General features: G+C 73.3%; 10 protein-coding genes. 5 read left to right on the top strand and 5 right to left on the bottom strand.

Going from position 1 to position 15,003, the window contains the following annotated elements; genetic code table 11:
• The first annotated feature begins 124 nt into the window (after positions 1-124).
• A complete protein-coding gene (locus tag AC0VX6_RS22045; protein WP_274974475.1) occupies positions 125-1,834 on the top strand; it encodes a flavin monoamine oxidase family protein in 1,710 nt (569 codons plus the stop codon).
• 50 nt (positions 1,835-1,884) lie between these two features.
• On the opposite strand, the gene AC0VX6_RS22040 is transcribed toward AC0VX6_RS22045, so the two are convergent.
• Positions 1,885-2,349, bottom strand: coding sequence for an Lrp/AsnC family transcriptional regulator (locus tag AC0VX6_RS22040; RefSeq protein ID WP_475465906.1), 465 nt, complete (start codon positions 2,347-2,349; stop codon positions 1,885-1,887).
• A gap of 148 nt (positions 2,350-2,497) precedes the next feature.
• Here AC0VX6_RS22040 and AC0VX6_RS22035 point away from each other — a divergent pair, with 148 nt between their 5' ends.
• From AC0VX6_RS22035 to AC0VX6_RS22025, 3 genes are all read left to right on the top strand, one after another.
• Entirely contained in the window at positions 2,498-4,138 is a 1,641-nt protein-coding gene (locus tag AC0VX6_RS22035) for an alpha/beta hydrolase (RefSeq protein WP_475465905.1), read from the top strand.
• A 91-nt stretch (positions 4,139-4,229) separates the two neighbouring features.
• A complete protein-coding gene (locus AC0VX6_RS22030) occupies positions 4,230-5,072 on the top strand; it encodes a GNAT family N-acetyltransferase (protein ID WP_274974472.1) in 843 nt (280 codons plus the stop codon).
• 145 nt (positions 5,073-5,217) lie between these two features.
• On the top strand, positions 5,218-6,441 hold the full coding sequence (locus AC0VX6_RS22025) for a multidrug effflux MFS transporter (RefSeq protein ID WP_475465903.1): 1,224 nt from the start codon (positions 5,218-5,220) through the stop codon (positions 6,439-6,441).
• A gap of 14 nt (positions 6,442-6,455) precedes the next feature.
• Here the strand turns inward: AC0VX6_RS22025 and AC0VX6_RS22020 are convergent, their stop codons facing one another.
• A complete protein-coding gene (locus tag AC0VX6_RS22020; RefSeq protein ID WP_274974470.1) occupies positions 6,456-7,415 on the bottom strand; it encodes an ATP-binding protein in 960 nt (319 codons plus the stop codon).
• A 352-nt stretch (positions 7,416-7,767) separates the two neighbouring features.
• On the opposite strand from AC0VX6_RS22020, the gene AC0VX6_RS22015 reads away from it, so the two are divergent.
• The gene (locus tag AC0VX6_RS22015; protein ID WP_274974469.1) at positions 7,768-8,319 is read left to right on the top strand and encodes an ATP-binding protein; all 552 of its coding nucleotides are present in this window, start codon (positions 7,768-7,770) and stop codon (positions 8,317-8,319) included.
• A gap of 218 nt (positions 8,320-8,537) precedes the next feature.
• Here the strand turns inward: AC0VX6_RS22015 and AC0VX6_RS22010 are convergent, their stop codons facing one another.
• From AC0VX6_RS22010 to AC0VX6_RS22000, 3 genes are all read right to left on the bottom strand, one after another.
• Entirely contained in the window at positions 8,538-9,533 is a 996-nt protein-coding gene (locus AC0VX6_RS22010; protein ID WP_274974468.1) for an AMP-binding protein, read from the bottom strand.
• Between the two features lie 249 nt (positions 9,534-9,782).
• Positions 9,783-12,296, bottom strand: coding sequence for a LuxR C-terminal-related transcriptional regulator (locus AC0VX6_RS22005; RefSeq protein ID WP_475469414.1), 2,514 nt, complete (start codon positions 12,294-12,296; stop codon positions 9,783-9,785).
• A gap of 167 nt (positions 12,297-12,463) precedes the next feature.
• Positions 12,464-14,920, bottom strand: coding sequence for an ATP-binding protein (locus tag AC0VX6_RS22000; protein WP_274974467.1), 2,457 nt, complete (start codon positions 14,918-14,920; stop codon positions 12,464-12,466).
• Positions 14,921-15,003: the final 83 nt, after the last annotated feature.

Genomic DNA, 15,003 nt, shown 5'->3' with positions numbered 1-15,003 from the left:
GGCGGGCCCGCCCGCGCCCCCGCGCTTCCCCGAGCCGTTGATCCGCCATCACGACCCGTGCCGCCGCGCACGGACGACCACCGGCTTCCCCGCCGGACCGCACCCACGAAGGAGGGGTTGGAGAATGACGTCTGCCGTGCCCACGGCCGCCGGTGCCGCACCCGCGCAGGACACGCCGCTGAACATGTGCGGGCCGGACTTCCCGTTCGCCTACGACGCCTACCTGGACCACCCCGCCGGACTCGGTCAGGTCCCGGCGGAGCGCCACGGCACCGAGGTCGCCGTCATCGGCGGCGGGCTGTCGGGGATCGTCACCGCCTACGAGCTGATGAAGATGGGGCTCAGGCCGGTCGTGTACGAGGCCGACCGCATCGGCGGGCGGCTGCGCACGGAGAAGCTCGCGGGCTGTCCCGAAGACGTGGTCGCCGAGATGGGCGCCATGCGCTTCCCGCCCTCCTCCACCGCCTTCTGGCACTACGTGGACCGGGCGGGCCTGGAGACGACGCCGTTCCCCAACCCGCTCTCCCCGGCCACCCCCAGCACCGTGGTCGACCTCAAGGGGCGGTCCCACTACGCCACCTCCCTCGACGACCTGCCCGAGGTCTACCGCGAGGTGGCCCGCGCCTGGGACGCGACCCTGGACAGCGTCCAGCACACCCGCATGCAGAAGGCCATCCGCGAGCGCGACGTGGCCACCCAGAAGGAGATCTGGAACGAGCTGGTCGCCCGGCTCGACAACCAGACCTTCTACGGCTTCCTGTGCGACTCCCCGGCCTTCGCCTCCTTCCGCCACCGCGAGATCTTCGGCCAGGTGGGCTTCGGGACCGGCGGTTGGGACACCGACTTCCCCAACTCCATCCTGGAGATCCTGCGCGTCACCTACACCGGTGCCGATGACGACCACATGGGCATCGTGGGCGGTGTGGAGCAGCTGCCGCTGCGCCTGTGGGAGGACGCCCCGGACAAGCTCGTGCACTGGGCGCAGGGCACCACCCTGGCCTCGCTGCACGAGGGCGGCCCGCGTCCGGCCGTCACCGCCCTGCGCCGCACCGCGGCCAAGGGCTCCCCGGCGGGCAACATCACGGTCACCGACGCCTCGGGCTCCACCCGCACCTACGCGGCGGCCGTGTTCACCGCGCAGAGCTGGATGATGCTGTCCAAGATCGACTGCGACGAGGACCTGCTGCCCATCGACCACTGGACGGCGATCGAGCGCACCCACTACATGGAGTCCTCGAAGCTGTTCGTGCCGGTGGACCGCGCGTTCTGGCGGGACGGGGACCCCGAGACCGGCCGCGACGTCATGAGCATGACGCTCACCGACCGCATGACCCGGGGCACCTACCTGCTGGAGGGGTCCGACCCGGACGGCCCGGCGGCCATCTGCATGTCCTACACCTGGTGCGACGACTCGCTCAAGTGGCTGCCGCTGTCGGCCAACGAGCGCCTGGAGGTCATGCTCTCGTCGCTGTCCAAGATCTACCCGGGCGTGGACATCCGCTCCCACATCACCGGGGACCCGGTGACGGTGTCGTGGGAGGACGAGCCCTACTTCATGGGCGCGTTCAAGGCCAACCTGCCGGGCCACTACCGCTACCAGCGCCGCCTGTTCACCCACTTCCGCCAGGACGGCCTGGAGGAGCGCCACCGCGGCCTGTTCCTGGCCGGGGACGACGTGTCCTGGACGGCGGGCTGGGCCGAGGGCGCCGTGCAGACCGCGCTCAACGCGGTGTGGGGCGTGGTCCACCACTTCGGCGGCGGGACCGACCCGTCCAACCCGGGCCCCGGCGACCTGTTCGACGAGCTCGCGCCGGTCGCTCTCCCCGAGGACTGAGGTAGTGCCCCTCCGTGCGCCTTCCCGCGGTCCCGCCGCGGGGAGGCGCCTCAGGGCAGGTCGGCCGTCCCGGCGAGGATGGGCTGGTCCACCAGGCGCGAGAGCACGAGCGTGCTCTTGGTCCGCACCACGAACGGCTCGGCGCCCAGGCGCTCGATGACCTCCTCCAGATGGTGGGTGTCGCGGGCGCGGACCTGCACGATGGCGTCCGCCTCACCGGTGACCGTGTACGCGGAGGTGATCTCGGCGTAGCCCGCGAGCCCCGTCCGGATCTCGCCCGGCGACGTACGGGCCCGGCAGTACAGCTCGATGAAGGCCTCGGTGGTCCACCCCACGGCCTGGGGCTCCACCACCACGGTGAACCCGCGCACCGCGCCGGACTCCACCAGCCGGTCCACGCGGCGCTTGACCGCGGAGGGGCTCAGCCCGACCCGCTGGCCGATCTCGGCGAAGCTCATCCGCGCGTCCGCGCCGAGTGTCGCGATGATCCGCTCATCGACACGATCCAGCCGCATTGCGCTTCGTCCCCGTCTGTCCACGTCTGATTGAGGCAGGGCACATGTTACCGGGGTGTGTCTCCCTGGGGCTCGTGTCGCATCCGTTGGTCACTCTCCGGAGTGATAACAATTCATGGAGTAACTATCTCTGTGAGGGAGTGGACGAGTGCGAGCACGAACCCGGGCCGGAGTCTCGGCCGTGGCGGTCCTGGCCTCCCTGGTCGCGGCGGTCCCAGCGCAGGCCCACCAGACCACCCGCATCGACCAGGGCGGCCTCGACTGGGCGCCCTGCGAGGACATCCAGCCCGTCGCGGACGAGAACCTGGAGTGCGCCACCCTCACCGTCCCCCTCGCCCGCACCGCCGACGGCGAACGGCTCAGCGGCCGGGACGACACCGTCGAACTCGCGCTCTCGCGGGTCCCCGCCAGCGGCGAGGCCGGCCAGACCCTGCTGGTCAACCCCGGAGGGCCGGGCAGCGCCGGACGCCAGTGGGCCTCCTACACCCACTGGCGCATGCCGGCCGAACTGCGCGAGACCTACGACGTCGTCTCCTTCGACCCGCGCGGGGTGGGCGCCTCCACCCCGTCCATCACCTGCGACCCCGACCACTTCACCCCCGTGCGACCCGCCGCCGTGCCCGCCGACGACGCCGCGGAGGAGGCGCTGCGCGCCGACGCCCGGGCCTACGCCGAGGCCTGCGCGGACAACACCGGCCCCCTGCTCGGGCACACCCGCACCGTGGACACCGCCCACGACATGGACGCCATCCGGGTCGCGCTGGGGCGGGAGCGGATCGACTACCTCGGCTACTCCTACGGCAGCTACCTGGGCACCGTCTACTCCGCGCTCTACCCCGACCGCGTCCGCTCCCTGGTCCTGGACAGCGTGGTCGACCCCGACAAGCCCTGGTACGAGAGCAACCTCGCCCAGAACCGCGCGCTGGACCGCGCGGCGAACGCCTTCTTCGCCTGGACCGCCCGCCACGACGACGTCTACGGACTCGGCACGACCGGGGCGGAGGTCGCCGAGGCCTACTACGCGCTGCGCTCGGAACTGGAGGACGAGCCCGCCGAGGGCACCGTCGGCCCCACCGAGCTGGAGGGCACGGCCATGGTGGTCGCCTACAGCAGCGCCTACTGGACCCCGGTCGCCGACGCGCTCTCGGCCCGGATCACCGAGTCCGACGGCGCACCCCTGCTCGCCCTGTACGAGGCCTACGGCGAGAACGCCGGATCGGACCGCGGCTACGGCGGCTACCTCGCCGTCCAGTGCACCGACTCCCACTGGCCCCGGGACTGGTCCACGTGGAGTGCCGACACCGAGGAGTCCCACGCCGAGGCGCCCTTCATGAGCTGGAACAACACCTGGTACAACGCTCCGTGCGCGTCCTGGAGCGCCGGATCCGGCGACTGGTTCCAGGTCGGCGACGGCCCCGGGGAGCACCCCGCCTACGCGGGTGACGCGCTCCTGGTCCACGCCACCGAGGACGGCGCGACCCCGGTCGAGGGCGCCTTCTCCCTGCGCGAGCGCCTGCCCGGTTCCGTCCTGGTGACCGAGGAGGGCGGCCACACCCACGGTGTCTCGCTCACCGGCAACGGCTGCGTGGACGAGATCGTCACCGCTTACCTCCGGGACGGGGAGCTGCCCGCGCGCGCCGAGGGCGAGGGGCCCGACGCCACCTGTGAGGGACGCCCCGAACCCCAGCCGCGTACCGCCCAGAACGCGCCTGGGACGATGGTGGAGCGCACCGCTCCGGTACCCGGGCACCACGTCGGCGCGATCGTGGAGTCCGAGACGCGGGAGTAACCGGTCGAATAGGCTGGAACCGGCGCGAAAAGGCTTGGTTGGTCGTCCCCCGGCGCCCGAACGAGGGCACTGGGAAGATGGGGGAGATGCGATGCTGCGGACCTCGCCGGTACGGATCCTCGGCGAACGCGACCGGGAGGCCGTTCGCGCGCTCCTGGACGCCGACCCCGTGGGCAACGTCTTCGTCACCTCCCGCCTGATGGCCACCGGCCTCTCCGGCGGCCCCGGCGGCGCCGAGGTGTGGGGGCACACGGAGAGGGGGCGCCTGACCGCCCTGTGCTACTCGGGGGCCAACCTCGTCCCCGTCAACGCCGGACCGGCCGCGATCCGCAGCTTCGCCGACCACGCCCGGTGGAGGGGCCGCCGCTGCTCCTCGATCGTCGGTCCCGTCGACGCGGTCAGCGACTTCTGGCAGCAGGTCACCCCGGCGTGGGGGCCCGCCCGCGTCATCCGGGCCAGCCAGCCCGTCCTGGAGATCAGCGGCCCGCCCTCGGTGCCCGCCGACCCCCTGGTGCGCCGGGTCCAGCTGTCCGAGCTCAACACCATCGTGCCCGCCTGTGTGGCCATGTTCACCGAGGAGGTCGGCGTCCCGCCGGACTCCGGCGACGGCGGCGCGCTCTACCGTGCCCGGGTGGCCGAACTGGTGCGCACCGGCCGGGCCTTCGCCCGCATCGAGGACGGGCGCGTGGTGTTCAAGGCCGAGATCGGCGCGGTCACCCGGCACGCCTGCCAGGTCCAGGGCGTGTGGGTGCACCCGGACCTGCGCGGACAGGGACACTCCACGGCGGGGATGGCCGCCGTGGTCGAGTACGCGCTCGCCGAGATCGCGCCCCGCGTCACCCTCTACGTCAACGACTTCAACACCCCGGCCCGCGCCGCCTACGAGAGGGTGGGCTTCCGCCAGGTCGGCGAGGTCATGTCGGTGCTGTTCTGAGCGCACCGCGACCGGAGCGGCCGACGGCGTTCTGACGGACCTGTGTCAGATCCGCCCCCGCGCCGGGGCCGGGGGAGCGGCGGCCGGTTAGCCTGGTTCCAGGTCCGTGGCGCCCCGCGCCCTCTGCCACCCACGAGAGAGCGCCATGCAGCACAACCTGACCGGCCGCGCACGCCTGGGCCTGGCCCTCCTCCTCGGCCTGCTCGCCGTCCTGGGCCCCCTCAACATCGACATGTACCTGCCGGCCTTCCCCGACATCGCCGCGGACCTGGGGGCCAGCGCCTCCCACGTGCAGCTGAGCCTGACCACCTGCCTGGTCGGCCTCGCCGCGGGCCAGGTGGTGGTCGGCCCGATCAGCGACGCCCGGGGGCGCCGCGGCCCGCTCCTCACCTGCCTGGTCCTGTTCGTCCTGGCGTCGCTGCTGTGCGCCCTGGCCCCGAACATCGTCGTGCTGGTGCTGGCCCGCTTCCTCCAGGGGTTCACCGCCTCGGCCGGGGTCGTGCTCTCGCGCGCGGTCGTGCGCGACGTGTTCGACGGCACCGAGCTGACCCGGTTCTTCGCCCTGCTGATGGTGATCAACGCGGTCGCGCCCCTGATGGCGCCGATCGCGGGCGGCGCCATCCTGTGGCCGTCCTTCACGGGCTGGGAGGCCGTCTTCCTGGCCCTGGCGCTGCTGGGCGCGGTGATCGTCGTGATCGTGGCGCTGCGGCTGGAGGAGACCCTGCCGGTGGAGCGGCGCATCCCCGGCACGGTGGGCGGCACCCTGCGGACGGTGGGGGAGCTGCTGCGGGACCGCGCCTTCCTCGGCTACGCGCTGGTGGTCGGCCTCGTGCACGGCGGCAGCTTCGCCTACGTCGCCGGGACGCCGTTCGTCTACCAGGACCTGTACGGGGTGTCGCCGCAGGTCTTCGGCGTGCTGTTCGGGATCAACGGTGCGGCCATCATCGCCGGGAGCTGGGCGGTGGGCCGCTTCAGCGCCCGCTTCGGTGAACGCGTCCTCCTGGTGTGCGCGGTCTCCGCCGCGGTGGCGGCGACCGGGGTGCTGCTCGCGGCGACGCTGCTGGACGGTCCGCTGGTGGCCCTCGTGGCGCCGATCTTCGTCTACATGACGTGCATGGGGATGATCCTCACCAGCTCCTTCGCCCTGGCCATGCGCGGCCAGGAGCGGCGGGCGGGCAGCGCCAGCGCCGTGCTGGGCGCGCTGCCCCCGCTGCTCGGCGCGGCGGTGGCGCCGCTGGTGGGCCTGGACGAGAGCACCGCCGTGCCGATGGGCGCCGTCCTGTTCACCACCTCCCTCCTGGGTCTGGGCGTCCTGCTGGCACTGACCTCGCCGCGCGTGCGCGGGCGCGTGGCCGACCCGGCCCCGTGACCCGCTCCGCGCGTTCAGCCGGTGAGCGCCGCCGGACCCATGAGGAAGCCGGGGTCCACCTGGGCGGCCAGGTCCGCGCCCTTGGCCCCGTTGCCCCAGGCCCGCGCGTTGCGCAGGTGGAACTCGGCCGACTGGCGGGTGAAGCGCTCCCAGTCCTTGGGCGCGGCGTCGGCCATGTCCCGCATCAGGGCCAGGGTCTTGACGTTGTCCTCCTCCAGCTCCGCCAGTTCCGGGTGGCGGCCCTTCTCCATCGAGCGCACGAACCCCGAGTGCGTCATCCACCCCGCCAGCGCGTCGCCCACGTGCTCGCGCAGGAACTCCACGTCCGACTCGTCCCGCACCTTGTTGCCGATCACGCGGATGGCGACCTCGTGGTCGCGGGCGTACTCGGCGTACTGCCGGTACACGCCCACGCCGCGCACGGTGGGCTCGGCGACCAGGAAGGTCACGTCGAAGCGGGTGAACATCCCCGAGGCGAAGGAGTCGGCGCCCGCGGTCATGTCCACGACCACGTACTCCCCGGGCCCGTCCACCAGGTGGTTGAGGTACATCTCGGCCGCGCCCACCTTGGAGTGGTAGCAGGACACGCCCAGGTCCGACTCGGCGAACGGGCCGGTGACCATGAGCGTGGCGCCCCGGACCAGCGCTCCGAAGCGGGCGTGCAGCGGGTTGTCCCCGGTCACCGTCAGCAGGCGCGACCCGCGGCCCGGCGGCGTGGTCTTGATCATCTCCCGTGCCGAGGCGATGCGCGGGTTGTCCCCGCGCAGCAGCTCCTTGATCTCGTCCAGGTGCGCGCCCAGGGGCGCAAGGGCGGCCAGGTCCTCCTCGGACGCCCCCAGCGCGGCGCCCAGGTTCTGGTTGATGTCGGCGTCGACGGCCACCACGGGCACGTGCTGGGCGGCCAGGTGGCGGGTGAACAGCGCGGACAGGGTGGTCTTGCCGCTGCCGCCCTTGCCGGCGAACGCGATCTTCATGTGAACCCTTCGGAACGTGGGTGTGCGCCGGGCGCGCGGCGGCTGCCCGCCCGCGACGGGGCGGGCCGACCGGGGCCCGGATGTGGGAACGATTATCGTTCCTGTTGTTCGCGCTGTCAGCCGAACGGCCCCGTCGCGCCGCGTATTGCCAACGTGTTACACCTCACATGAGTGTCGCTGGAGTCGGGACTGTTTCCTTTGTCCATATCGGGGATGACACGTGACAGGGTTTTGTGGCCAATCCCCGACAGGGAGAACACGGGTGTGCTGTTCTGGAGCCAGCACACCCTTGTCTAAGGTGAGTGCAGGCGGCGCAACCCGCGCGTCCGTCGCGGGTGATTGGAGTGACCGGATGGCTGAGGCGAGGCAACTCCGGGAATACGTGCCCGCGGAGGCGCCGGAGGGCACGGCTCCGACCGCACCGACCATCGAGACGGGCGAACTCACCGGAGGGGTCACCGACCATACGGTGTGGAGCTGCGCCGGGAACCTGACCGCCGTGCGCTCCATCCGCTCCCGCGTGCGCGAGTTCCTCACCCGCATGAGCCACTCCGAGGGCTCCCTGGACGACGCCGAGCTGGCCGTCAGCGAGCTGGCCACCAACGCCCTGCTCCACTCGCGCTCCGGGCAGAGCGGCGGCGTCATGACGCTGTTCATCCGCTCCGACGACGGGCGCCTGCGCGTCGCGATCGCCGACCAGGGCGCGCGCGACGGCGAGAGCGAGCACACGCGGGAGGACGGCGACGACTTCGGCCGCGGCAAGCTCATCGTGGACAGCTGCGCCACCCGCAGCGGCGAGTACTGGAGCGACGCCACGCACGTGGCCTGGTTCGAGATCGATGACCACGCGGGGGAGACCGCAGAGGGCGGGCGTCCGGAGGCGGAAATGGCGGTCGACGACTGAGGCCGTGAACCGGAAGGGGTTGCGGACCGCCCCTGTCCGCCGTCACCGCGCAGCACGCGGCCTCCCGGCGGACGCCCGCGGCGCGGTCTCCCCGTCCGCCGCAAGGCACCCCGAGGCCCCTGTCCCCACCGTCAGCCTCAGCCGACGCCCGGATTCACGGCCTCACCGTCGGCCCCCGCCGCACCAGCGGCCCCGCGTCCCCCCGAACGCGTCCCGGGTCAGTAGGCTCCGCCGGCCGGCGGGTAGCCGATCCGCTCCGGCTCGGGCGTGCAGCGCACCGTCACCTGACGCCCCTCCGGCGGCGGGCAGTCCGCCCCCGTCAGCACGCAGGCCCCGGTCCACAGCGCCAGCGCCACCAGGGTCACCCGCGTGGCCTCGTCGCCGCGCTCGTCCACCGCCACCACGTCGTCGGCGGTCAGCTCCAGCAGGTCCCGCAGCTCCGAGAAGCGCCCCATGAGGTCGTTGTGCGGGTGCAGCGTGGTCAGGAGCCCCCCGCTGGTGTCCTCGTAGCCCAGGATGCCGTTGTCGAACAGACCGCGCGCCGGGCTGTACCCGTTGCCGTCGGGGCTGGGCTGCAACAGCTCCTCGAAGGGCGTGGTCCCCAGCGCCTGCCCGAAAGCGATCACCTGCCGCACCCGCGAGCGCTCCGCCAGCTCCAGCGCCGTCTGCGCCATGTCCGCGCTGACCAGCAGCAGGCGGGTGTCGGTCTCGGTGAGCACCGCGCACTGGGTGTCCAGGTCGGAGGCGGTCGACAGGGGCAGCGCGCGCCCGCCCACGGCCATCACGGTGTAGGTGGCCAGGAACCGGTCCGGTGAGACCGGCGCGAGCACCCCCACGACGTCACCGAAGCACATGCCCCGGCGGCTGAGCCCCGCCGCGGCCTGCTCCACCTTGGCGGCGAACGACAGGGCGTCCACGCGGTGCCCGACCCCGCGGATCGATCCCCCCCGCGCGGGCCGCAACCGGAGCCGTTCGCACAGGCCCCCGGTCAGGGATCCGATCGGGTCGTCCCGGCGCGGCAGGTGGCGCCCCGGTCGTCCGGTTCCTGAAGACAGCCCTACCCCCATACGTACCCCCAGTTCGCCCATCAGGCGGCGGTACCGCCGTCCGGGCTCGTCACGCCCCCTCCACGTGGCGAACCCGGCGGCGACGCACCGGTCGGCGGATGCGGCGTCCCTCCCCAGGACGCAACCCGTGCCGACGCGGCCTCCCACCGGCCCCGGAGACCTCCCCGGGGCTGACGTCCGCCGGAAACCAGTGTCACACCGGTGTTCGACGGCCGTTTCCGGGACCCCGGCGACCGTGCCACCGCAGTGCCACGAACGTGGTGTCCCATGGCTTGAAGCCTAGCGCGTTCACAGCCAGATGCACATGCATATTGCTATGCACATGCATATGTAGATTCATTGCGGAAGGCGGTTCTCCCGGTGGCGAGCCGGGCTTAACAGGGCAGATCGGGCAGCTTAGTCCGAGGTCCGGTGGTGGCGTACCCACGACGTGATCTGCGTACGCGAGTGGAAGCCCATCTTGCGGTTGATGTTGGCCACGTGCCGCGCCGCAGTGGACGGGGTGATGAACAGTTCCCGGGCGATCTCCGGGTTGCTCCTGCCCCGGCTCACCAGGAGGGCCACCTCCAGCTCACGCGGGGTGAGCCGCTCCTCGGGGGTCACCGACTCCGGGTCAGGGACGGGCCCGCCCCGCTCCCGGCGCCCGCGCGCGGGAGGGCTGGGCGGCGCGGAACGGCGCGACGGCGGGCGCCGCGCCTCCTCCGCCAGCTGCTCTCCCTCGCGTACCGCGTTCGACAGGGCCAGCGTCCGGCCCTGCTCCCACCAGCCCACCAGCTGGCGGCGGCGCCGCCGGACCTTCTCCACGTCGGTGAACGGCCACGGCGCCTCGTACGTGGACAGCCCCAGCCGCTCGCGCACGCTCATCGCCGCGCCCGCCAGGCGGCAGGCGCCCTCGCGCAGCCCCGCCCCGAAGGACACCCGGGCGATCGCGGTCAGCGCGCGCGCCGCGTCCGCTCGCTGGCCCGTCGAGTGGCTCAGCAGCAGCCCCTCGCTCAGGTAGTCGTAGGCCTGTCCCGTGGACCCCTGGGCGTGCGCCACCCGGCCGATCCCGGCCAGGCAGCGCGCCTCCTCGGCCGCCGCCCCGATCAGCCGCTGGGTGTCCAGCGCCTCCCGGTAGCAGCGGTCCGCCGTCAACAGGTCGCCGCTGGCCTCCGCCGCGCACGCCTGGCCCATGAGGGTGACCCCCACGCCCCACCGGTGGTCGATCCCGCGCAGCAGCGTCAGCGCGGCGTTGTAGTGGTGGTCGGCCGTGGGGTGGTCGCCCTGCTGGGCGACCAGGGCCGCCCGGGTGCCCAGGGCGATCGCCTCGCCCCACAGGTCACCCGACTCGCGGCACAGCCGCAGCGCCTCCTCCACCCGCACCGCGGCCTGGTCCGACACGCGCTCGCGCACCTCGACCAGGGCGAGCAGGTTGAGCGCGACGCGGACGAACACGTCGTCCCCGGCCTCCCGGCACAGCCGCAGGCCCTCCTCGCCCAGCGAGACCGCCAGTTCGTGGTCGCGCCGCACCCGCGCCAGCTGGGCCCGGCCCACCAGCGCCCGCGCGCGCGAGGGCGCCTTGGCCGCGTCCTCCAGATCCAGCAGGCGGTCCATCCAGTGCGCCCCCTCGGAGTAGCTCTGGTGGCTCACCCAGTGCGCGGTCAGGCTCACGCACAGCCGCAGGCCCGGTTCGGCGGCGCCGTGCTCCAGCGCCCAGCGCAGCAGGGAGCGCAGCGTGTCGTACTCGGCGATCACGCGCTGGCGCCCGGAGTCGCGCTCGCTCCAGGGCATGACCCGGCTCGACTCCAGCTTCTGGCCCAGGTCCTCGGCCAGGCGCAGCATCCGGTCCAGGAGCCTCTCCTGGAACAGCTCCGCCTCACCCGCCGCGACCAGCCGGGAGTGCGCGAACCGCTGCACGGCCTCGGGCAGCCGGTAGCGCACCCGGCCCTCGAACTCGCCGGTCACAGTGATCAGGGAGCGGTCCAGCAGGGACGTCACGAGGTCGAGGACGGCCGGTTCGGGCAGCGCCTCGTCGGCGCACACCTGCTCGGCCAGCTCCAGGTTCCAGCCCCGGAACACCGACAGGCGGCGCAGCAGCACCCGTTCGGCCTCGGGCAGCCCGCGGTACACGAAGTCCAGCACCACCGGCAGCATCTCGCTGCGCGGGACCGCCTGCCCCGGGCCGGGCTGGACCTCGGGGGAGGACAGGTGCTCGCGCAGACCGTCGACCAGCACGGCCGGCCCCACCCCGGGCGCGCTCGCGCCCAGCGCCTCGATCCCCAGCGGGATGCCGCCCGCCAGGTCGCACAGCTCCGTCACGGTCTCCATCTCCTCGCGCGAGAGCGAGAAGCGCGGGTCCCGGGCGCGGGCGCGGTCCATGAACAGCCGCACCGCCTCCGCGCCGGCGGGGTCGGGCTGGGGCCCCTTGCGCGCGGGCAGCGGCAGCGCCATCGGCGTCATCCGCCACACGGTGCCGCCCGACAGGCGGACGGGGGTCTCGCTGGTGAGCAGGATCGACACGGACGGGCACGAGGCCAGCAGGGCCTCGCCGACCTCGGCCACCTCCTCGACGGCGTGCTCGCACGCGTCCAGCACCAGCAGCAGGTGGCGTTCGCACAGCGCCTCGGTCACCGTGACCGACAGCGGCTGCCCCGGCTCCTCCACCACGCCCACGGCGGCGGCCACCCGCGCGTACACCTCCAGGGTCGTGCGCGCGTCCGCCATGCCGACCATCCACACGCCGTCGGGGAACCACGCGGTGGACTGCTCGGCCACGCGTATCGCCAGACGCGTCTTGCCCAGCCCGTCGGTTCCGCTCAGCGTGACGGAGCGGCTGGAGCCGAGCAGACGGAGCAGGTCGCTCAGGTCCCGCTCACGGCCCACGAATCCGGTGCCCGGACGGGGGAGGTTGTGCCGCGCGGGCGCGGTCAAAGGTGCCATGGCCTTCACATGTAGGGGCTGTCGGGGGAGGTTCTCACCAGGGTCGGGGGGAAGGTCGGCAAGGGCGGACGTCGTAGGTGTGGGCTCTGGTACCCGGAGTTCCTGTCTTAGCGGGTGCACGCGCACTGTGCAAGTGCGTCCCCTCGACCGGGGCCGTGTCAGCCACCGTCACCCGGGACGGTCCAGCCGGTCAACTGCGTCCTCGAGGAAATCGAGAGTTTTCTGAAGATGTTCGCGATGTGACGGGCCGCCGTCGCGTGGCTGATGGTCAGCCGCTCGGCGATCTCGCGGTTGGACAGGCCCTGTTCGGCCAGTTCGGCCACCTCCCTCTCCCGGGGGGTCAGCGAATCCGGGCCCGAGGGCCCCGAGGTCTGGGGCCGGGGGAAGGCCAGCGCGCGGTCGAGCACCTGCTCCAGCGGCAGGGGGCGCCACGCGTTCCACGCCTCGGCGGTGCGCGTGGCGCCCACGCGCCGCTCCGCCGCCGACCGCAGCCGCAGGGTCTCGGCCGAGGGGCGGTCCAGCGCCGCCCTCAGGTCGGCGGCCACCCCCACCAGGGCGGCGGCCCGCTCGGCCTCCTCCTCGGCCAGGGCCAGTTCCGCCAGCGCTTCCAGGGCACGGGCCACCGCGAGCCTGCGTCCGGAGGTGAAGCTCACCCGCAGGCACGTCGCCAGGGGCTCCCGGGCGAGCAGCGTCTCGCCCTCGGCCAGGTACAGGCGGCCCAGTTCCCGGGCGCAGTGCGCGGTGGCCGGGGCGGCCTCCAGCTCGCCGAAGACCGACAGGGCGTCGGAGAACAGCTCCCGCGCCCGCGCGAAGTCGCCGCGCTCGGCGGCGATCGAGCCCAGTCCGTGCAGGGCGCGGGCCGCGCTCCAGCGGTCGCCGAGGTTGTCGGCCACCGCGACGCTGTGCTCCAGGAGGGCCGTGGCCCGTTCGGCCTCGCCGCGGCGGCGGGCCAGCTGGGCCAGCACGTCCAGCGTGGCCGCCTCGGTGATGGGGTCGCTGACCTGGGAGGCCCACACCCCGGCCCGCTCGGCGTGCTCCTGGCCCTCGTCCAGCGTCCCGGTGCGCAGGCACAGCGCCGCCAGGGCGGCCAGCGCGGAGGCGGCCGCTCCCGCCTCGCGGCAGGCCCGCGCCGCCTCCAGGGCGCACAGGGCCAGGGTGGACACGCGCGGCGCCGCGTCCAGGTCCAGCCGCAGCTCGGCGTGCAGGGCCAGGGCGCGCGCCCTCAGGTGCGGGGACTGCGCGTCGGGGTCGGTGGCCAGCGCCCGCTCCAGGAGGCGGCTGCCCTCGGCGGCCAGGTCGCGCACGATCCAGTAGGGGCGCAGCGCCACGCACACCCGCAGGGCCTCGTCCACGCGCCCGCGCGAGAGCGCCCAGTCCACCACGCGGGCGTGGTTCTCCCGGTGGTGGTCGAGCAGCCGCAGGTGCCCCAGGCGCTCGCCCCACGGCATCGGCGCGCAGCAGCTCTTGGCCCACTCCTCCAGACGGGCGACGCAGAAGCGCAGGTAGCGTTCCCAGCGGTCGTCCTCGCCGCCGCTGTCGGCCAGGTGCTCGGCGGCGTAGGCGCGCACCGTCTCGGTCAGCCGGTAGTGGGTGGTGCCGTCCACCTCGGCGTCCATCACCACCAGCGACTTGTCCAGCAGGGAGAAGTGCAGCGGCAGTATGTCGGCGGGGTCGACCCCCTCACCCGAGCAGACGTCCTCAGCGGCCTCCAGGTACCAGGTGGAGAACACCGACAACCGGTGCAGCAGGAGCCGCTCCGGCTCGGTGAGAAGGTCGTGGCTCCACTCCAGGACCGCGCGCAGCGTCCGCTGGCGCGGCGGCAGGTCCTCGGACCCGTCGCTGGTCAGCAGCTGGAACCGGTCGTCCAGGCGGCGCAGGATCTGCTGCACCGACAGCACCCGCACCCGTGCGGCGGCCAGCTCGATCGCCAGCGGCATGCCGTCCAGCATCCGGCAGATCTCCGCGATGTAACCGGAGTTCTCCCTGGTCATCTCGAACCCGGCGCGCGCGGCGTGCGCGCGGGTGACGAACAGGCGCACCGACTCGTAGCGCTGGGTGTCGCGCCGGGGGATGGGCGCGGGGTCGGCCGCGTAGGGGTCGGTGGGTGTGGGCCGCGCGGGCAGGGACAGCGGCGGCACCCGCCAGATGTTCTCCTCGGGAACGTGCAGGGGCTGGCGGCTGGTCACCAGGATGCGCACCCGGGGGCAGTCGCGCAGCACGGCCTGGCACAGCTGCGCCATCGGCCCCACGGCGTGCTCGCAGGTGTCCAGGAGCAGCAGCAGGTTGCGGGTGCGCAGCGAGGTGATGACGGCGTCCGTCATGGTGCGCGAGTCGTCCTGCACCGCCTGGAGGCTGCCCGCGACCGCGCGCAGCGCCTGGTCGTGGGTGGAGGCCTCGCTCAGGTCGACGAAGCGCACGCCGTCGGGGAACCGGCGCATGACGCGCTCGGCCAGGTGCAGGGCCAGGCGCGTCTTGCCGATACCGCCGGTACCGGTCAGCGTGACCATCCGGGCAGTGCCCAGGAGGCGGCCCAGGTCGACGATGTCGCGCTCGCGTCCGACGAAGCTGATGAACTCGCCGGCGGACAGGGGCAGGTTGTGGCGGGGAGGAGACATGGCCTCGATTACTAGGACACCGAAATCGGCCCGCGCCGCCGCTGCGGGGGCGGCGCGGGGAACGCCGTCCCCAGTGTCGCACC

Source organism: Nocardiopsis sp. iso_25 (assembly GCF_056173305.1).
This window is presented reverse-complemented; position numbering and strand designations above follow the sequence as displayed.